This window comes from Limnobacter humi (assembly GCF_024518835.1).
Classification (GTDB): Bacteria; Pseudomonadota; Gammaproteobacteria; order Burkholderiales; family Burkholderiaceae_B; genus Limnobacter; species Limnobacter humi.
This window is the reverse complement of sequence record NZ_JANIGO010000005.1, coordinates 60,723-79,508: the sequence shown is the minus strand read 5'-3', so window position 1 is coordinate 79,508 and position 18,786 is coordinate 60,723. Positions and strand designations below refer to the sequence as shown.

The 18,786-nt window shown below is 56.3% G+C and carries 25 protein-coding genes and 1 tRNA gene; 1 reads left to right on the top strand and 25 read right to left on the bottom strand.

Features of this window, described 5'->3' with window-relative positions:
• Nucleotides 1-10 precede the first annotated feature (10 nt).
• The 7 genes from NQT62_RS13650 to NQT62_RS13620 all read right to left on the bottom strand — a co-directional run bounded on the left by NQT62_RS13650 (nucleotide 11) and on the right by NQT62_RS13620 (nucleotide 5,011).
• A tRNA-Thr gene (locus NQT62_RS13650) sits at nucleotides 11-86 on the bottom strand.
• 14 nt (nucleotides 87-100) lie between these two features.
• The gene (locus NQT62_RS13645) at nucleotides 101-640 is read right to left on the bottom strand and encodes a ClpXP protease specificity-enhancing factor (RefSeq protein ID WP_256765287.1); all 540 of its coding nucleotides are present in this window, start codon (nucleotides 638-640) and stop codon (nucleotides 101-103) included.
• Nucleotides 641-669: 29 nt separating this feature from the next.
• Nucleotides 670-1,272 (bottom strand): glutathione S-transferase N-terminal domain-containing protein, encoded by a 603-nt coding sequence (locus NQT62_RS13640; protein ID WP_256765286.1) that lies wholly within the window; start codon nucleotides 1,270-1,272, stop codon nucleotides 670-672.
• Nucleotides 1,273-1,348: 76 nt separating this feature from the next.
• Nucleotides 1,349-2,104, bottom strand: coding sequence for a cytochrome c1 (locus NQT62_RS13635; protein WP_256765285.1), 756 nt, complete (start codon nucleotides 2,102-2,104; stop codon nucleotides 1,349-1,351).
• A 28-nt stretch (nucleotides 2,105-2,132) separates the two neighbouring features.
• On the bottom strand, nucleotides 2,133-3,398 hold the full coding sequence (locus NQT62_RS13630; protein ID WP_256765284.1) for a cytochrome b: 1,266 nt from the start codon (nucleotides 3,396-3,398) through the stop codon (nucleotides 2,133-2,135).
• A 21-nt stretch (nucleotides 3,399-3,419) separates the two neighbouring features.
• Nucleotides 3,420-4,028: a ubiquinol-cytochrome c reductase iron-sulfur subunit gene (petA, locus tag NQT62_RS13625; RefSeq protein ID WP_256765283.1), complete on the bottom strand. Its 609-nt coding sequence runs from the start codon at nucleotides 4,026-4,028 to the stop codon at nucleotides 3,420-3,422.
• Nucleotides 4,029-4,246: 218 nt separating this feature from the next.
• Nucleotides 4,247-5,011, bottom strand: a complete 765-nt coding sequence (locus NQT62_RS13620) for a Nif3-like dinuclear metal center hexameric protein (RefSeq protein ID WP_256765282.1) — start codon at nucleotides 5,009-5,011, stop codon at nucleotides 4,247-4,249.
• Between the two features lie 17 nt (nucleotides 5,012-5,028).
• Between NQT62_RS13620 and NQT62_RS13615 the strand changes: the two genes are divergently transcribed.
• Entirely contained in the window at nucleotides 5,029-6,180 is a 1,152-nt protein-coding gene (locus NQT62_RS13615) for a trypsin-like peptidase domain-containing protein (RefSeq protein ID WP_256765281.1), read from the top strand.
• 544 nt (nucleotides 6,181-6,724) lie between these two features.
• Here the strand turns inward: NQT62_RS13615 and tatC are convergent.
• From tatC to NQT62_RS13525, 18 genes are all read right to left on the bottom strand, one after another.
• Nucleotides 6,725-7,462 (bottom strand): twin-arginine translocase subunit TatC, encoded by a 738-nt coding sequence (gene tatC / locus NQT62_RS13610; RefSeq protein WP_256765280.1) that lies wholly within the window; start codon nucleotides 7,460-7,462, stop codon nucleotides 6,725-6,727.
• Nucleotides 7,459-7,812, bottom strand: coding sequence for a Sec-independent protein translocase protein TatB (gene tatB, locus NQT62_RS13605; protein ID WP_256765279.1), 354 nt, complete (start codon nucleotides 7,810-7,812; stop codon nucleotides 7,459-7,461). The genes tatC and tatB overlap by 4 nt, the downstream gene beginning before the upstream one ends.
• Before the next feature lie 44 nt (nucleotides 7,813-7,856).
• Nucleotides 7,857-8,084, bottom strand: a complete 228-nt coding sequence (gene tatA, locus NQT62_RS13600) for a Sec-independent protein translocase subunit TatA (RefSeq protein ID WP_256765278.1) — start codon at nucleotides 8,082-8,084, stop codon at nucleotides 7,857-7,859.
• Nucleotides 8,085-8,146: 62 nt separating this feature from the next.
• Nucleotides 8,147-8,500, bottom strand: coding sequence for a histidine triad nucleotide-binding protein (locus NQT62_RS13595; RefSeq protein WP_256765277.1), 354 nt, complete (start codon nucleotides 8,498-8,500; stop codon nucleotides 8,147-8,149).
• A 13-nt stretch (nucleotides 8,501-8,513) separates the two neighbouring features.
• Nucleotides 8,514-8,852, bottom strand: a complete 339-nt coding sequence (locus NQT62_RS13590) for a phosphoribosyl-ATP diphosphatase (protein WP_256765276.1) — start codon at nucleotides 8,850-8,852, stop codon at nucleotides 8,514-8,516.
• Between the two features lie 5 nt (nucleotides 8,853-8,857).
• Entirely contained in the window at nucleotides 8,858-9,286 is a 429-nt protein-coding gene (gene hisI, locus NQT62_RS13585) for a phosphoribosyl-AMP cyclohydrolase (protein WP_256765275.1), read from the bottom strand.
• Between the two features lie 9 nt (nucleotides 9,287-9,295).
• Nucleotides 9,296-10,060, bottom strand: coding sequence for an imidazole glycerol phosphate synthase subunit HisF (gene hisF, locus NQT62_RS13580; RefSeq protein ID WP_256765274.1), 765 nt, complete (start codon nucleotides 10,058-10,060; stop codon nucleotides 9,296-9,298).
• A complete protein-coding gene (gene hisA / locus NQT62_RS13575) occupies nucleotides 10,060-10,809 on the bottom strand; it encodes a 1-(5-phosphoribosyl)-5-[(5-phosphoribosylamino)methylideneamino]imidazole-4-carboxamide isomerase (protein ID WP_256765273.1) in 750 nt (249 codons plus the stop codon). The genes hisF and hisA overlap by 1 nt, the downstream gene beginning before the upstream one ends.
• A gap of 53 nt (nucleotides 10,810-10,862) precedes the next feature.
• Nucleotides 10,863-11,495 carry an imidazole glycerol phosphate synthase subunit HisH gene (gene hisH / locus NQT62_RS13570; protein ID WP_256765422.1) on the bottom strand — a complete coding sequence of 211 codons (633 nt, stop codon included), beginning with the start codon at nucleotides 11,493-11,495 and terminating at the stop codon, nucleotides 10,863-10,865.
• Between the two features lie 5 nt (nucleotides 11,496-11,500).
• Nucleotides 11,501-12,088 carry an imidazoleglycerol-phosphate dehydratase HisB gene (hisB, locus tag NQT62_RS13565; protein WP_256765272.1) on the bottom strand — a complete coding sequence of 196 codons (588 nt, stop codon included), beginning with the start codon at nucleotides 12,086-12,088 and terminating at the stop codon, nucleotides 11,501-11,503.
• Nucleotides 12,089-12,120: 32 nt separating this feature from the next.
• The gene (hisC, locus tag NQT62_RS13560) at nucleotides 12,121-13,212 is read right to left on the bottom strand and encodes a histidinol-phosphate transaminase (protein ID WP_256765271.1); all 1,092 of its coding nucleotides are present in this window, start codon (nucleotides 13,210-13,212) and stop codon (nucleotides 12,121-12,123) included.
• Between the two features lie 11 nt (nucleotides 13,213-13,223).
• Nucleotides 13,224-14,546 carry a histidinol dehydrogenase gene (gene hisD, locus NQT62_RS13555; protein WP_256765421.1) on the bottom strand — a complete coding sequence of 441 codons (1,323 nt, stop codon included), beginning with the start codon at nucleotides 14,544-14,546 and terminating at the stop codon, nucleotides 13,224-13,226.
• A gap of 58 nt (nucleotides 14,547-14,604) precedes the next feature.
• Nucleotides 14,605-15,255 carry an ATP phosphoribosyltransferase gene (hisG, locus tag NQT62_RS13550; protein ID WP_256765270.1) on the bottom strand — a complete coding sequence of 217 codons (651 nt, stop codon included), beginning with the start codon at nucleotides 15,253-15,255 and terminating at the stop codon, nucleotides 14,605-14,607.
• A complete protein-coding gene (murA, locus tag NQT62_RS13545; protein ID WP_256765268.1) occupies nucleotides 15,252-16,508 on the bottom strand; it encodes a UDP-N-acetylglucosamine 1-carboxyvinyltransferase in 1,257 nt (418 codons plus the stop codon). The genes hisG and murA overlap by 4 nt, the downstream gene beginning before the upstream one ends.
• Nucleotides 16,509-16,540: 32 nt before the next feature.
• Nucleotides 16,541-16,780, bottom strand: a complete 240-nt coding sequence (locus NQT62_RS13540) for a BolA family protein (protein ID WP_256765267.1) — start codon at nucleotides 16,778-16,780, stop codon at nucleotides 16,541-16,543.
• A gap of 33 nt (nucleotides 16,781-16,813) precedes the next feature.
• Nucleotides 16,814-17,569, bottom strand: a complete 756-nt coding sequence (locus tag NQT62_RS13535) for an ABC transporter permease (RefSeq protein WP_256765266.1) — start codon at nucleotides 17,567-17,569, stop codon at nucleotides 16,814-16,816.
• Complete coding sequence (locus NQT62_RS13530) at nucleotides 17,566-18,474, bottom strand: ABC transporter ATP-binding protein (protein ID WP_256765265.1); 909 nt, start codon at nucleotides 18,472-18,474, stop codon at nucleotides 17,566-17,568. Before NQT62_RS13530 ends, NQT62_RS13535 begins: the two co-directional genes overlap by 4 nt.
• 45 nt (nucleotides 18,475-18,519) lie before the next feature.
• On the bottom strand, nucleotides 18,520-18,786 hold the full coding sequence (locus tag NQT62_RS13525) for an STAS domain-containing protein (protein ID WP_256765264.1): 267 nt from the start codon (nucleotides 18,784-18,786) through the stop codon (nucleotides 18,520-18,522).

Here is an 18,786-nt window from a genome sequence, read left to right as displayed (position 1 = left end):
AGAGAAAGGATGGTGCCGCTTGTCGGATTCGAACTGACGACCTACCGCTTACAAGGCGGTTGCTCTACCAACTGAGCTAAAGCGGCACTTTGAAGAAGCGCTATTTTACTCGAGTCAAATGACTTTTGCTCTTTGAACCCGGTTTTTTTGCATTTTTTTCATCTGGACCATCGGACTTCACCACCACCATGGGTTTGGAATCGCTGGAGGGGCCTTCAACAGGCCGAGGCCCTGCGCTGGTGGGTATGGTCGGCTCTTGCGCAGAGGGCTCATCATCCAGCACAAACTGAACAGCCTCGTTGCCATCCCCTTCGATCTCAGCCAGCGGTTTGAGCACTTCGAAAGCCATACCATGCCCATTTTCACGAGCATAAATGGCACTCACCTGCTCGATGGGTACCATGATTTCCCGGGCTTTGCCGCCAAACCGGGCTTCAAACTCGATCCACTCGTTGCCCAATCGCAGCTTGTTGGTGGCCAAGGGGGACACGTTCAGCACAATTTCACCCGCTTTGACAAACTCACGGGGTACCTGGGTGTGCTCATTGACGGCCACCGCCAAATACGGCGTAAAGCCGTTGTCGACCGCCCACTCGTGGATGGCTCGAATCAAATAAGGTTTGGTGGACACTTCACTCACAACTCACACTCCAGGCGCAGACGCCCCGCTTATCGGCGCATCACTTTTTCAGAGGGGGTCAGCGCATCAATAAATGCCGGCTTGGCAAAAATGCGCTCCGCATACTTCATGAGAGCAGCGGCAGACTTCGGAAGTTCAATGCCGTAATGCTCCAAGCGCCACAACAATGGGGCCAGGGCCACATCCAACATGGAAAACTCTTCGCCAAGCATGTATTTGCTCTTGAGGAACACAGGCGCCAGTTGGGTCAGCTGCTCACGAATGGCCAGCTTGGCTTTCTCCATGGCTTTGGGGTTGCCGCCTTTTTCAATCACGCTGACGTGCTGGAACAGTTCACGCTCAAAGTTGAACAGGAATAGGCGGGTGCGGGCTCGCATCACCGGGTCTGCTGGCATCAGTTGGGGATGCGGAAAACGCTCATCAATGTATTCGTTGATGATGTTGGACTCGTACAGAATGAGGTCACGTTCAACCAGAATCGGCACCTGCCCATAGGGGTTCATGACACTGATGTCATCCGGGCGATTGAACAGGTCAATGTCCTTGATCTCAAAATCCATGCCCTTTTCGTGCAGCACAAAGCGGCAGCGCTGCGAGAACGGACAGGTTGTTCCAGAGTAAAGAACCATCATGGTGTAGTCTTCCCAAACAAAAAATGGCCGGGGCGACTTTCGCGCCCCAGCCCAGGATCCAATTCAATACCGACGTTTATTTGATGTCTTTCCAGTACGCGGCGTTCAAGCGCCAAGCGAAGATGGTGAACACACCAAAGAACAACAGGACAATCACGCCCAAGCGGAAACGGTCTTGGCGTGCGGGCTCGCCCATGTACACCAGAAAACTGGTGAGCTCTGCAATGGCCCGGTCGTACTCGGCTGGCGCCATTGTACCGGGTTTCACCTGCTCAAAACCCACAAACTTGTGAATCGTCTTGGATTCGTCGTGCGGGTCCTTCACTTCCTCGAACTTGGCCACACGCTCACCCTGCAACTGCCACAACACATGGGGCATGCCCACATTGGGGAAGGCCATGTTGTTCCAGCCGGTTGGACGGCTTGGGTCTTTGTAGTATGTGCGCAAGTAGGTGTAGATGTAATCCGCACCGCTGCCGGCACCGGAAGCACGAGAACGCGCAATCACGGACAAGTCGGGGGGCGCCGCACCAAACCACTTCTTGGCGTCCTTCGGATCGATGGCAGCCGTCATGGTGTCGCCCACTTTGTCCGTGGCAAACAGCAGGTTTTGCTTGATTTGCTCATCATTCAGACCGATGTCGTGCAGGCGGTTATATCGCATGCTCTCGGCCGAATGGCAGTTCAAACAGTAGTTGGCAAACAGCTTGGCGCCGCTTTGCAACGCAGCCTTGTCGTTGGTCAGGTCTGGCGCCTTGTCCAGCGGAAACTCGCCGCCAGACGCCAACACCAGCGACGGGACCAAGGCCAGTACAGCAATCAGTTTTTTCATTGTTTGATGTCCTTTCATCTCGTGCCGCTTAGTGCGCTGCGAAGATCACACGGTCAGGCACAGGCTTGAACTGGCCCATCTTGCTCCACCAGGGCATGCCCAGGAAGAAACCGAAATAAATCAGCGTGCAAATCTGCGACACTTTTTCGCCCACCGGTGACGGTGGCTGAACACCCAGATAACCCAGGATCAGGAAGGCCACAACAAATACACCGTAAAACACCTTGTGACCTGTTGGACGGTAGCGAATTGACTTGACGGGACTCTTGTCCAGCCAAGGCAGGAAGAACAGGATCACCACCGCGGCGCCCATCGCGATCACCCCCCACAGCTTGGCATCCACACCGAGGAACGGGTATGTGATGGCGCGCAGAATGGAGTAGAACGGCGTGAAATACCAAACCGGTGCAATGTGCGGTGGTGTTTTCAAGGGGTCTGCTGGAATGAAGTTGTTGTATTCCAGGAAGTAACCACCCATCTCTGGCGCGAAGAACACAATGGCCGAGAACACCATCAGGAACACACCCACGCCCAAAATGTCGTGCACGGTGTAATACGGATGGAATGGAATACCATCCAGCGGAATGCCGTTGGCGTCCTTCTTTTCCTTGATTTCCACACCGTCGGGGTTGTTGGACCCCACTTCATGCAACGCCACCAAGTGCGCTGCCACCAGGCCCAGCAGTACCAGCGGCACTGCAATCACGTGGAAGGAGAAAAAGCGGTTCAACGTGGCATCAGACACCACATAATCGCCCCGAATCCAGATGGCCAGGTCAGGACCGATCACCGGAATGGCGGAGAACAGGTTGACAATCACCTGGGCGCCCCAGTAGCTCATTTGCCCCCAAGGCAACAGGTAGCCCATGAAGGCTTCAGCCATGAGGCACAGGAAAATCGCAACACCAAAAATCCAGATCAGTTCGCGGGGCTTGCGATAGGAGCCATAGAGCAGGCCCCGCATCATGTGCAGGTAGACCACCACGAAGAACATGGAAGCACCGGTGGAATGCATATAGCGCACCAACCAACCCCAGGGCACATCACGCATGATGTACTCAACCGACTGGAAAGCCTTGGATGCATCAGGCTTGTAGTGCATGACCAGGAAAATACCAGTGACGATCTGAATGACCAACACCAGCAGGGCCAGCGAACCGAAGAAATACCAGAAATTGAAGTTTTTCGGGGCGTAGTATTCCGACAGGTGGGCTTTGTAGGTTGAGCTCAGCGGGAAGCGCTGATCAATCCAGCCCATGATGCCGGTGGTTTCCACTTTTTTGTCTGCAGCCATCTTGACTCCTCCGCGCTGGCGTTAGGCGGTGTGGTTGTCGTCCACACCAATCAAAATCTTGGTGTCGGACAGGTACTTGTGTGGGGGCACTTCCAGATTGTCGGGTGCAGGCTTGTTGGCGAACACACGGCCAGCCAGGTCGAATGTGGAACCATGGCAGGGGCACAGGAAACCACCTTTCCAGTCATCGGGCAAACTGGGCTGGGGGCCCGCATCAAACTTGGCCGATGGCGAGCAACCCAGGTGCGAACAAATACCCACGGCCACCAGGTATTCCGGCTTGATGGAGCGGTATTCGTTGCGAGCGTATTCGGGCGTCAGTTCGCCAGGCTTGCGCTCGGACTTGGGGTCGGCCAACTTGGTGTCGTTGGACTTGAGGTCCTCAATCATTTTGTTGTCGCGGCGGATCACCCAAACAGGCTTGCCACGCCACTCCACGGTTTTCATTTCGCCAGGCTTCATGCCGGCAATGTCGAGTTCCACGGGCGCCCCGGCGGCCTTGGCACGCTCGGAAGGGGCCAGGGTGCTCAGGAATGCGCCGCCAGTTGCTACAGCTGCCACACCGCCTGCGGCGCCACACGCGATCATCCACACGCGGCGCTCTTTGTCTACAGGTTGATTGTTGCTCATCAAAATAACCCCGAAAGAAAAAACCGTATTAACCCGGTGAACCATGGCCGGTCGGCCTTGAACCGAACCGGCTCTGGGAAAGCCCAAGGCCAGCCCATGCAACCGATGATTGTAACTCAGCAGTTTCGAAACTAGAACACTTTTTCAGGACAAATCGCCAGAATTCGGATAGCCCCCATGGGTCGGACAGCAAGCCCTTGAGCCACAAAGGAATTTAATCACACAGTTACAAAGAGGTCGTGGAAAACAACCGACACACCATACCGCTGGGCAATCCACGCACCCAGGGCTTGCACACCGCAACGCTCAGTGGCGTGGTGACCCGCCCCGATAAGGCTGACACCGGTTTCCCGCGCCACGTGAACAGCCGGCTCCGAGAGTTCTCCGGTCAGGTAAAGGTCGGCGCCGGCCAATGCGGCGTCCTCCACATAACCCGGAGCACCACCTGTGCACCAAGCCACGGTCCGAATGAGGCGGTCTGGGTCATTGGCACCCTGAATGTCCGGCTGTCGGCCCAAGGCGGCCTCCACAACCGCCGCCACGTCGCCCAAGCGCTGGGGTTGTTGCAAAGTGCCGACATGCACCAAACCCTTGTCACCCACAGTACGCTCACTGGGCCAACCCAGCATGCGCCCAAGCTGAATGTTGTTGCCCACCTCGGGGTGTTTGTCCAGGGGCAGATGGTAGGCAAATACATTCAAACCCGCTGACAGCGCCAGTTCCAGCCGCTCTTTCCGGAATCCACGAATCACTTGCGGGTCGCCTTTCCACATCAGGCCATGGTGAACCAGAATGGCCTGCGCCCCCTCCTGAATGGCCAGTTCAATCAGAGCGCGTGAAGCTGTTACGCCCGCCACGATGCGCTGGATGTTGCGGTTTCCTTCCACCTGAAGGCCGTTTGGGCAATAATCTGGCGTGCGGGCGATGTCGAGAAATTCGGCCAAGTCCCGTTCCAACACTTCACGATCGACTGTTTGCTGCACGCGTTGCCCTACCCATCATGATCAAAAAACTCTGGCTCACCTTCAGTCAGGCGCTGGCCGTCCTTCTGGCATTGTATTTCATGCTCGAGACCTTCCGCCCCGACTGGGTTTCAATCCTGATGCACCGCAATGCGCACCAGTTGTCCAACAGCGGCCCGGGTGAAGGGTATCGCAAGGCCGTCGAGGCAGCGATGCCCGCCGTCGTCAACATCTTCACCTCCAAAAAAATGGGCGCCGCCCCCAAGCACCCGTTTTTTGAGGATCCGGAAATCCGGAAATTTTTTGGCGACGACCCTGAAGACAATCCAGCCGAGGACGACACCGCATCCAGCCTGGGCTCCGGTGTCATCGTGAGTGCAGAGGGTTACATCGTGACCAACCAGCACGTGGTTGAAGACGCCGACACCATTGAAGTGAGTTTGAATGATGGACGCAAAGCGTCGGCTGTGCTGGTGGGAACAGACCCTGAAACCGACCTGGCTGTCCTGAAAATTGTGTTGAACAAATTGCCAGTGGTTCAGTTTGCTCAAGAAGAACAGGCGCAGGTTGGCGATGTGGTGCTGGCCATGGGCAATCCATTTGGCGTGGGTCAAACGGTCACCATGGGCATCATCAGCGCCTTGGGCCGAAACCATGTGGGCATCAACACATTCGAAAACTTCATCCAGACAGATGCCGCCATCAACCCGGGCAACTCCGGCGGCGCATTGGTCGACACGCAGGGCAATCTGCTGGGCATTAACACCGCCATCTACAGCCGCAGTGGTGGCTCACTGGGCATCGGATTTGCCATTCCCGCAAAGACAGTTCAGAGCGTGCTGAACCAAATTGTGCGCAACGGTTCGGTCACCCGCGGCTACATCGGCGTGGAGCAACAAAACATCACGGAAGAACTGTCCAAAGCATTCAACTTGCCTCAACAGGATGGCGTCATCATCGCTGGTATCGTCAAAGATGGCCCCGCTGACAAAGCCGGCTTGAAAGTGGGCGACATCCTCTTGGCCATCGACAAACAAGCCATCAAGGACACCACACAAATGCTGAACCTGATTGCCTCATCCGAACCCGGACAAAAGCGGGTGATTCGCCTGCTGCGTGAAGGAAAACCGGTGTCGCTCACCATTGAAATTGGTGTTCGACCAAAGCCGGGGGACTTGCTGAAGAAGTGAACGAGTTGCGGCGCGGTGCGGAACTGCACGCACCCCCAGCTTGAGTTGCGGCACTGCGCTTTACCTCGCCCTTGGCGACGGCCAATCTGTGGTTCAAAACCTGAGCCTCGCGATCGCTGAGGTCGACCCTCCAAAAAACACGGTCGGGAATCGACCTCTGGGCCAGCTCGTTGAGCTTGGCCCACCGCGCCTGCTTGTCACGGTTTTGCAGATTGTCCTGAATGTCGCTGCAGGGGAGGTGAACCGCGCAGGCCGCAGAGACGGTGCCACCAAATTGCACCGAGTCTTTTTGCCCCCCAGCAATACCGGTATGCCCGGCGCCGAACAGTCAGCCACCCGATCGGCTTGACCCGCACAGCATTCGAACACACGGACCGAGATGTCTGAGCGCCACAGGCGCGAGTTCTCGGTCCGGTTCAGAATGCGCGGGGCAACCTTTACTTTCGGGGGGCGTTCGGCACGGGCTGCCGGTGTTGCTGGGGGCTATAGACGGGCACGGCTACCGGTGTCGCGAGGAGGCAAGCAACCTGCTGGAATATCAACCTTATTCCAGAATTTCCTGCCGCTTTCGGCCCACCATGCGGGCAGCCAAAATACCCAACTCGTACAACAAGCAAATGGGCACAGCGAGGAACAACTGCGACATCACGTCTGGCGGGGTAACCACGGCCGCAATGATGAACGCTGCCACGATCACATAGCCGCGAATATCGACCAGTTTTTCGACCGTGACCACACCCAGATAAACCAGCACCACCACCACAATCGGCACTTCGAACGTCACACCAAAAGCCATGAACATGGTCAGCACAAAGCTCATGTAGGCTTCAATGTCCGGTGCGGGCGTAATGCTGGACGGCGCGAATTCATTGATGAAGGCAAACACTTTGCCAAACACGATGAAATGGCAAAACGCGATGCCACTCAAAAACAAAATGGTGCTGGACACAATGATGGGCAAGGCCATGCGCTTTTCATGCTGGTACAAACCCGGCGCAACAAAAGCCCAGATTTGATACAGCGTCCACGGCAACGACATGACAAATGCCACCATGGCAGTCAGTTTGATGGGCACCATGAACGGCGTGATCACGCCAGTGGCAATCATCTTGGTGCCTTGGGGCAACGCCGACTGAATGGGTTGTGCAAGCAAATCAAAGATGTGGGCCGCGCCCGGGTACATCATGAGTGCCACAAACACGATGGCGAATCCAATGATGGAGCGCAGCAGGCGGTCCCGCAGTTCAACCAGGTGGCTGATGAAATTCTCTTGTTGGTTCATGGTGTGGGCTTGTGAGGGCCGTCCTGCACTGCGGGGGCTTTTTCCAGCTCAGCCACGTCGTCCTCGATGTTTTTCACGGTCTGGTTCACCTGGCTTTCTGCATCCCGCAGGGTGGTTTGAACATCGGTCTCCACCTTCCGGGCCGCATCCTGCATTTCTGCCTGCAGCTTGCGCAGTTCATCCAGCTCCATCTCGCGGTTGATCTCGCTTTTGACGTCGTTGACATAGCGCTGCGCCCTGCCCAGCAGGTGGCCCACGGTTCGGGCCACTTTGGGCAGTTTCTCCGGCCCAATCACGACCAGTGCCACCACGGCAATCACAATCAATTCAGAAAAACCAATGTCAAACATGGTGCGCGCTGCCGGATGGGAATGAACTGCTGTTCAGAATTGTTTTAGTGTTTTTCTTTGGCTTCAACATCAATGGTGTTGGCTTTGTTGGCCGATGCATCGGCAATTTTGGCCGACTCATTGGCTTCGGCCGTGCCTTCGCGCATGCCTTCCTTGAAGCCTTTCACAGCACCACCCAGGTCTGACCCAATGTTGCGCAGTTTCTTGGTGCCAAACACCAGCATGACGATGACCAGCACAATCAGCCAGTGCCAAATACTGAAAGAACCCATGGTTTACTCCTCAATCGAATACGCTTGTTTGGAAAGTTTGATCTGAATTGGACTTGACCAGATCACGAATGTTTCATCAGCATGGGGCCCAAAGGCTGTGTGCCACCCAGGATATGCACATGCAAATGATACACCTCCTGACAGCCCACCCGACCTGTGTTCACGATGGTGCGAAAACCGTCCGCACACCCTTCTTGCTGGGCCAGCTTGCCTGCCATGGCCATGATTTTGCCCAGCACCGGGATGTCTTCCGGTGTGGCATCGGCCAGTGTGGGAATGTGCTTTTTCGGGATGATCAGAAAATGCACAGGCGCCGCCGGATTGATGTCGTGAAACGCGAGGATATCCTCATCCTCGTACACTTTTCTGCTAGGGATTTCCCCTGCCACGATTTTGCAGAATATGCAGTTGCTCACAGTGTCATTCCCCTCATTGTTCTTTGCGACTGGCCTTTTCAGCCAAACCGGACAACCCCATCCGGCGGTCCAGCTCAGCCAGCACATCGGCGGCTGTCAAGCCGTGCCATGACAAGGCCACCAGGCTGTGAAACCAGAGGTCTGCCGTTTCATAGACCACTTTGGTTTTGTCCTGGTCTTTGGAGGCCATCACCAATTCACAGGCCTCTTCGCCAATTTTCTTCAGAATGGCGTCCTGCCCTTTTTTGTGAAGCTTGGCAACATACGACTGTTCGGGATCAGCCTGTTTGCGCTCCTCCAGAACCTCGGTAAGCCGGGCGAGCAAGTCGGTGGAATTGGGTGTATTTGTCATGCGGTTCACTTGGATGGCCGATACATCTCGGCCGGGTCTTTCAACACAGGGTCCTGGGCAACCCAAGCAGGTTGGCCTTGGGCATTGGTTTCCAAGGCATAGTAAAAGCAACTTTCACGGCCAGTGTGGCAGGCAATGCCACCCACTTGCTCCACCAGCAAAACAATCACATCGCCATCACAGTCCAGGCGAATGTCGTGCACTTTTTGCTGGTTTCCGCTTTCCTCACCTTTGTGCCAGAGTTTATTGCGTGAACGTGAAAAATACGTTGCAAAGCGGGTCTTGGCAGTGATCTCCAGAGCCTGGCGATTCATCCAGGCCACCATGAGCACGCGTTTGCTCAGGTAATCCTGCGCCACCACAGTGACCAATCCTTGGTCATCAAAGGCGACGCTGTCCAGCCAGTTGTCGGTGATCACCACATCCTTGCTCATGCCGATACCTTACAAGCGAACCGTGATACCCGCCTTGGCCATGTGGGCTTTGGCTTGCTGTACCGTGTATTCGCCGTAGTGAAAAATGCTGGCGGCCAACACAGCACTGGCATGCCCGTCCAACACGCCGTCGACCAAATGGTCGAGGTTACCCACACCGCCAGAGGCAATCACGGGAATGTCTACCGCATCAGCCACAGCACGGGTTAGGCCCAAATTAAAACCAATCTTGGTTCCATCCCGGTCCATGCTGGTCAGCAGAATTTCACCGGCGCCACGGGCCTGCATGTTGCGAGCCCACTCCACTGCATCCAACCCGGTGGGGTTGCGACCACCGTGGGTATACACCTCCCAGCCAGGCTCACCATTGGACTTTTCTTTGGCGTCGATGGCAACGACGATGCACTGAGACCCATATTTGGCCGTTGCATCGCTCACCAAATCGGGATTAACCACCGCCGACGTGTTGATGCTGATTTTGTCGGCACCTGCATTCAACAGGCGACGCACATCTTCCACTTTCCGAACACCACCACCCACGGTGAGCGGGATAAACACCTGCGAGGCCACCGACTCGATCACATGCAAAATGATGTCGCGCTGGTCGCTGCTGGCCGTGATGTCCAGAAAGGTGAGTTCATCGGCGCCTTGCTCATCGTAACGACGTGCAATTTCCACCGGGTCTCCGGCATCCCGCAGTTCAACGAAGTTCACCCCTTTCACCACGCGACCTGCCGTCACGTCCAGACAGGGAATGATGCGGCTGGCCAACATCAGTAGGATTTTCCGTTCAGCTCATCGGCCAGGGCTTGGCCCTTGGCAAAGTCCAGCGTGCCTTCATAGATGGAACGGCCACAAATGGCGCCCATGATGCCTTCGTGCTCAACGCCACACAGTTGGCGAACATCGTCGAGGTTAGTCACACCACCCGACGCAATCACCGGAATGGTGAGTGCATTGGCCAAGCGCACCGTGGCTTCAATGTTCACGCCGCCCAACATACCGTCGCGTCCAATGTCGGTGTAAATGATGGCTTCCACGCCGTAGTTCTCGTATTTCTGGGCCAAATCAACCACATCGTGACCGGAAATCTTGCTCCAGCCATCGGTGGCTACTTTGCCGTCTTTGGCGTCAAGCCCCACGATAATCTGCCCCGGAAATGCGCCACAGGCATCGTGCAGGAAGCCGGGGTTTTTCACGGCTGCCGTGCCAATGATCACATAGCTCAAACCATCGTCGAGGTACCGCTCAATGGTGTCCAGGTCGCGAATGCCACCGCCCAGTTGAACAGGAATCTGTCCACCCACTGCATCCAGGATGTCAATGATGACCGCCTCGTTCACCGGCTTGCCAGCGACCGCACCGTTCAGGTCAACCAAGTGAAGGCGCCGGGCACCGGCATTGACCCATTTCATGGCCATTTCGACTGGATCTGCCGAAAAAATGGTGGGGTCATCCATATTGCCTTGCTTCAGGCGCACACATTGACCGTCTTTCAGGTCGATTGCTGGAATGAGTAACATGAGACTGTCTGTAGTGTTGTTCGAGTGGTCAGAAAACGGTCGTTGTCCGGGTTTCAGGGGTTCCAGCGCAAAAAGTTGGCATACAGGCGCAAGCCGTCGTGTGCACTCTTCTCGGGGTGAAACTGTGTTGCAAAGATGTTATCCCGTGCGATCGCACAGGTAAAGCGCAAGCCATAGTCTGACTCCGCTGCAACATCTGCGTGATTGGCGGGCTGTGCGTGGTAGCTGTGGACGAAATAGAACCAGGCACCATCGTCAATACCGTCCCACAACGCATGGGGTTTGGCGCGGTACACCCGGTTCCAGCCCATGTGCGGCACTTTGAGGCCCTGCTGCGTGGTTTTGGTGGGGTCAAAACGGATGACTTCGCCCTTGAAAAGACCAAGGCTATCGGCAGGCCCCTCGTGGCTGCGCTCCAGCATCATTTGCTCGCCCACGCACACGCCAAACAGGGGTTTGTTGGTTGCGGCGCGATACACCGCTTCCAGAACCCCACTGTCGCGGATGGCGCGCATGCAATCGGGCATGGCACCCTGACCGGGCAACACCACACGGTCGGCAGCATCAATCACCGACGGCTCGCTGGTGATGCAAATCTCCTGGCTCTCCAATTTGACATGCTGAAGTGCCTGCGCCACAGAACGCAAGTTACCCATGCCGTAGTCCACCACGGCCACAGTTCGCAAAGTGGTCACAGCGCGCCCTTGGTGCTGGGGATCATGCCCTGTTGGCGTTCATCATGCGCAACTGCCATGCGCAAGGCACGACCGAAGGCTTTGAAGATGGTCTCGCACTGGTGGTGGGCATTTTTGCCTTTCAGGTTGTCGATATGGAGCGTGGCCAGCGCATGGTTCACAAAACCCTGGAAAAACTCGAAGGTGAGGTCCACATCGTACTGGCCAATGGCCGCGCGTGTGAAATCGACATCCATGTGCAGACCTGGACGGCCCGACAAATCAATCACAACACGCGACAAAGCCTCATCCAAGGGCACATAGCTGTGGCCGTAACGGACGATTCCTTTTTTATCCCCCAGCGCTTTGGCAAAGGCCATGCCCAAGGTGATGCCCGTGTCTTCAACGGTGTGGTGGGCATCAATGTGGAGGTCGCCCTTGGCTACGATGTGCAGATCGAACAGGCCATGGCGCGCAATTTGGTCCAGCATGTGGTCGAGAAATGGCACGCCCGTGTCGAGGTGCTTCTCACCCGTGCCGTCGAGGTTGATCTTGACGGTGATTTGGGTTTCCAGGGTATTGCGCGTGACTTCGGCGGTTCTCATGATAATTTGGGTTCTGCGGCTTATTGGGCCGCCTATTGGGCCAGTTCGGCCAGGGTTTGTTTCAGTGCATCCAGAAATTGCTGGTTTTCGTGGTCAGTGCTCACGGTGACCCGCAGGCAGTCTGCCAACAGGGGGTGCGCCTTGCCCACGTACTTGATCAAGATACCTTTCTTTTTCAGGCCTTCAAAGACTTCCCATGCATTTGGCAGCCTGAACAGCAAGAAATTGGCGCAAGAATCAAACACTTCCACGACTAACTGCGGATTTCGCAGGCTTTGGAGCGCTTCGCGCAACGTTTCCCGGTTGGCCTTCAATTGGGCCGCCTGGGCCTCAAAGGCCTCAAAGTGAGTCAAGGCAAACTCCACTGCGGTGCGGGTGAGCACATTCACATTGTAAGGGGGGCGCACTTTGTCAATTTGCTCGGCCCAGGCACTGCTGGCCACTGCGTAACCCAGCCGAACACCCGCCAAGCCCAGTTTGGAGAAGGTGCGCAGCACCAGCACGTTGGGAAACTCCAGTACCCGGGACATAAAGGATGCATCGGCAAAGGCTTCATAGGCCTCGTCCACCACCACCAAGCCTGGTGCGGCCTTCACCACCTGAACAATTTCGGCTTCGCGCAAGGCCACGCCGGTGGGGTTGTTGGGGTAAGCCAAAAACACCACCTTGGGTTGGTGGGTCGACATGGCTTTCAACAAGGCGGGCATATTGAGCGTGAAATCGGGATTGAGGTCCACACCCACGAATTGGGCGTGGCTCCACTGGCTGTACACCGCATACATCACAAAGGTGGGCACGGGCGACATCACCACGTCGCCAGGCATGCAACAAGCCCGAATAATGAGATCAATCAGCTCATCCGAACCATTACCAAACAACACCTGCGCTGCCTTTGGAATATCGGAATGCGCCCGCAAAGCGGCTTCCAGTGCCGCCGCTTTGGGTTCCGGGTAGCGGTTCAGTGCAACCGTCTTCAGTGCTTCAGCCAAGGCGTCCTGCAATGCAGCGGGCATGCCCTGGGGGTTTTCCATGGCGTCCAGTTTGACCATGCCCTGCGCCGGGGCCACCACATAGGCTTGCGTGGCTTGCACATCGGTGCGAACTGTTTTTTGCATCAGGCTCATGGGTTGCGCCTTCAGTTGACTTTCTTAAATTTGGGGCCGACGCGATACTCCGCAGAGCGGGCATGGGCGGGCAAGCCTTCACCATAGGCCAATTCGGCAGCCACTTCACCCAGTGTGCTGGCGCCTTCCCGACTGGCGAAAATGATGCTGCTGCGTTTTTGAAAGTCGTACACGCCCAACGGCGAACTGAAACGGGCGGTGCCTGCAGTGGGCAACACGTGGTTTGGCCCAGCGCAGTAATCGCCCAAGGATTCACTGCTGTACGGGCCCATGAAGATGGCACCGGCATGGCGCAATTTGCCCACCCAAGCATCAGGGTCTTCAACCGACAATTCCAAATGCTCAGGGGCAATCTGGTTGCTCAGTTCGCAGGCTTCATCCATGCTGGCCACGTGAATCAGCGCACCCCTGTTTTTCAGGGATGTGGCAATCACGGTGGCCCTTGGCATGGTGTCCATGAGCCGTTTGATGCTGGCCTGCACGTGGTCCAGAAATTCCTTGTTGGGCGACAGCAAGATCGACTGTGCCATTTCATCGTGCTCAGCCTGACTGAACAAGTCCATCGCAATCCAGTCGGGGTTGGTACTGCCATCGCAGATCACCAAAATCTCCGATGGTCCGGCAATCATGTCGATGCCCACGGCACCAAACACGCGTCGCTTGGCCTCGGCCACGTAGGCGTTGCCTGGCCCGACAATTTTGTCAACGCGCGGCACGGTTTGCGTGCCGTAGGCCAGCGCGGCAACCGCCTGCGCACCACCAATGGTGAACACTCGGTCTACACCCGCCAAGTGGGCGGCGGCCAATACCATCTGGTTTTTCACACCGCTGGGCGTGGGCACCACCATTATGACTTCCTTCACACCCGCCACCTTGGCGGGCACTGCATTCATGAGCACCGACGACGGATAAGCAGCCTTGCCACCCGGCACATACAGGCCAGCACGGTCCAGCGGTGTTACCCGCTGCCCCAAGCGTGTGCCATCGGCTTCGGTGAATTCCCAGCTTTCTGCAACCTGCCGCTCGTGGAAGGCACGCACCCGCTGGGCGGCAACCTTCAAAGCATCCTTTTGGGCTGTATCCAGCGTATCAAAAGCCTGTTTCAGTTCAGTCGCAGGAATTTCAAGCGCCGCGGCCGAATCCGCTTTCACACGGTCAAATTGTTCGGTGAACTCCAGCAACGCAGCATCGCCACGGGTTCGAACCGCCTGAACAATGTCAGCCACAGCCCCTTCCACATGGGGATCGCGCTGTTCTTCATAGGCGAGCAGTGCCCGAAACTGCTCGGCAAAGTTGGCGTCTGAGGTGGACAAACGGCGAATTTGGGAGGACATCATTCAATTCCTGTTCAGGGTGCTACTGGGTACTACCACGACTTCACAACAGTGTGCTTTAAACGCTTGACGGTCCACTGACGGCCTGCGCAAACACGTCCAAAATGGGTTGCAAGTGCTCAACTTTCATTTTCAACGCCGCACGGTTCACCACCAAACGCGACGAAATATCACAAATTTCTTCGACCTCCACCAGCTTGTTGGCGCGCAGGGTTGAACCGGTCGAGACCAAATCCACGATGGCATCGGCCAAACCCACCAGCGGCGCCAGTTCCATGGAACCGTACAGCTTGATGAGGTCAACATGCACGCCACGGTTGGCAAAATGCTCACGCGCACTGTTGACATACTTGGTGGCTATTCGCAAGCGGGCACCTTGCTTCACGGCGCTCTGGTAATCAAAGCCTTCCGGGGCGGCCACGCACAATCGACATTTGGCGATGTTCAAGTCCATGGGCTGGTACAAACCGGCGCCTGAATGCTCAATCAAGACATCTTTGCCGGCCACACCCAGGTCTGCCGCGCCATGTTGCACGTAGGTGGGCACATCGGTGGCACGCACAATGATGATGCGGACATCCGGCTTATTGGTGCCGATGATCAGTTTTCTGGACTTTTCTGGATCCTCGGTCGGCACAATGCCCGCCTTCTCCAGCAGGGGCATGGTTTCTTCAAAAATTCGGCCTTTGGACAATGCCAGCGTAATCATTCCGCCACTCGCTTCACATCAGCGCCCAGTTTGCGCAGTTTCTCTTCCATTCTGTCATAGCCTCGGTCGAGGTGATAAATCCGGTCGATGCGGGTTTCGTCGGCCGCCACCAATCCGGCGATCACCAAGCCAGCCGATGCACGCAGATCCGTGGCCATCACCTGCGCCCCTTCCAGCTTCGGAACACCTTTCACGACAGCAGTGTGGCCCTCAATTTCAATGTTGGCGCCCAGACGGACCAGTTCCTGCACATGCATGAAGCGGTTTTCGAAAATGGTCTCGTTGATGATGGACGTGCCGTCAGCCACACAGTTAACAGCCATCAATTGGGCCTGCATATCGGTGGCAAATCCCGGGAACGGGGCTGTTCGCGCCCCCACAGCTTTGGGGCGGCCCTCCATGATGGCGCGAATGCTGTTGCCATCCACATCAATTTGCAAACCGGCGATCCGCAGTTTCTCCAGCGTGGCATCCATGCTGGGCGCATCGGCATTGTGCAAGGTGATGTCACCGCCGCAGGCGGCCACGGCACACAGGAATGTGCCGGCCTCAATGCGGTCGGGCATCACGGTGTGGGTGCAACCGTTCAGGCGCTTCACGCCGTGAATGGTGAGTGTGTCAGTGCCGATGCCCTCGATTTGCGCACCCATTTTGACCAGCATGTTGCCCAGGTCCACCACTTCAGGCTCACGGGCTGCGTTCTCGATGATGGTGGTGCCTTCGGCCAGCGCCGCAGCCATCATGAGGTTTTCGGTGCCGGTCACGGTGACCATATCGGTCACAATCCGTGCGCCTTTGAGGCGCTTGGCCTTGGCGTGGATGTAGCCCTTTTCGATGTGGATTTCGGCACCCATGGCCTGCAAGCCTTTGATGTGCTGGTCCACCGGGCGCTGGCCAATGGCACAACCACCAGGCAAGCTGACCGAGGCCTCGCCAAACCGGGCAAGCAATGGGCCCAGCACCAGGATGCTGGCGCGCATGGTTTTCACCAAGTCGTAACTGGCCACCGGTTCTGTAATTTCTTCAGCACGCAACGCCAGGCTATTTTCACCGTGCCAGAAACACTGCACACCCAGTGAGCCCAGCAATCGCAGGCAGGTGTTGATGTCGCGCAGGCGCGGCACGTTGTGCACCTGCACTGGCTCGGCCGTCAGCAAGCTGGCACAAAGAATGGGCAGTGCAGCGTTTTTGGCGCCAGAAATGGCCACTTCGCCGTGCAAGGGTTTTCCGCCCTTGATCAGAAACGAATCCATGGAAGGGGTTGTCCTTTCGTGTACGTGTTGTTTTAAGCGTTCTGCGCCCACTCAGCGGGCGTCAGCGTTTTCATGGACAGGGCGTGGATTTCTTCACGCATCCGGTCTCCCAGCACTGCGTAAACCTTCTGATGTCGCTGCACAGCGCGCAGGCCCTCAAATGCTTTGGCCACAATCACGGCTTCGAAGTGCTGGCCATCACCGCTGACTTCCAGGTGATCGCAGTCCAGACCTTGCGCGATGTAACCGCGCACCGTTTCAGGCAACAACATGGCAATTCCTATCTGATTGATTCAACGGCATTATTATCCCCTCAATTTGTAGCCGGAGATGACCATGCGCAGCGCAATCGTGGTCAAAATTGCCCAGGCAACCAAGCCAACACCCAAACTGAACCAGGGACTCACGTCACTGACCCCAAAAAATCCATACCGGAAGCCATCAATCAAGTAGAAAAATGGGTTGAAATGCGACACGGTTTGCCACACGCCCGGCAGGGAATGAATGGAATAGAACACACCTGACAAAAACGTGGCTGGCATGATGATGAAGTTCTGGAAAGCGGCCAGTTGGTCAAATTTTTCCGCCCAAATACCGGCAATGACACCCATGGTGCCCAACAAGGCAGAGCCAACCACGGCATGAACCAAAATCCAGCCAGGGTGAGCCATGTGCAGGCCTACAAACGCCACCGTGACCGCCAGCACACCCAAACCGACCGCCACGCCACGCACCATGGAGGCCAATACATAGGCACTGAAAAACTCAAAGTGGGACAACGGGGGCAACAACACAAACACCAGGTTGCCGGTGATTTTGGATTGAATGAGGCTGGATGAAGAATTTGCGAAGGCATTTTGCAAGACCGACATCATGACCAGACCAGGCACCAGAAATGCCGCATACCCCACGCCGGGGTAGGGTTCTACCTTGCCGTCCAGTACGTGGCTGAAAATCATGAGGTACAACAGCGCGGTCACCACCGGTGCCAACACGGTCTGGAAGCTGACCTTCCAGAAGCGCAACACCTCTTTTTTGAACAGGGTTTTCCAGCCGGTCATTGGGCACCACCACTCATCAACTGCACAAACACCTCTTCCAGGTCGGGCTTTTCAATTGCACATTCCAGCACATCCAGGTGGTCTTTTCGGCAAGCCGCCAGAATGTCCTCAATCTCGGCTGGCCGGGACAGCGCCAGGGTATAACGGCCGTCCACCACACTGCTTTTCAGCACCCGTTTTTCAAGACTGGCGGGCAATACGCCATTGATGTGAAGTGCCAGGGTTTGACTGGCGTGTTTGTTGAGCAAATTCGGTGTGGTGTCCACCGTCAGGATTTCGCCTTTTTTGAGCATGGCGATGCGGTTGCACAATGTTTCGGCTTCTTCAAGGTAATGCGTGGTCAGCAAAATGGTGTGGCCTTTGGCATTCAAACCCGAGATGAATTTCCAGAGGGTTTGGCGCAACTCCACATCCACGCCGGCGGTGGGTTCATCCAGCACAATCACAGGGGGTTTGTGAACCAGCGCTTGCGCCACCATCACCCGCCGCTTCATCCCGCCAGACAGCGTCCGCATGTTGTTGTCCGCCTTGTCGGCCAGGCCAAGTGAGCTCAGCAGCTCGTCAATCCAGTCGTCGTTGTTGGGCAAGCCGAAATAGCCGGACTGAAACCGCAAGGTTTCCCGAACCGAGAAAAACGGGTCAAACACCAGTTCTTGCGGCACGATGCCGATGCTTCGACGAGCATCACGGAACCGGGTTTGTACATCAAACCCCATCACCTTTGCGGTGCCAGCCGAGGGTTTGCTCAAACCGGCGATGATGTTGATCAGCGTGGTTTTTCCAGCACCGTTGGGACCCAGTAACGCAAAAAACTCGCCCTGCTCCACGGTGAGCGATACCTCGTGAAGCGAACGGAACTGGCCAAAATATTTGGATACCGAGCTGAGCTCTAATGCAAGAGACATGATGGGACGGACACAGCCTTGCGCGCCCGTGGGGGCGCGACAGATTCACAGGAACAGCGATTGTACCCCGTAGGCTGCCACCAAACTTTGCAGTTGGGTTGGCGTGTGTTGAAGTTGGAGTGTTTTGTCGGTTTGGGACGCGTGCCGGGCCGCAACACGCTGTGCGGCCAACACCACCGCCAGGGCGGTGGAATCAATGTGCTGGACATTCGAGAAGTCCAGCACGCGATCGCCACCGGCCACTGCCTTGGTGACCTCAGCAATCACTTGCTCACCATTGCGCACAGTGATGGCTTCTGCAGAAATTTTCAT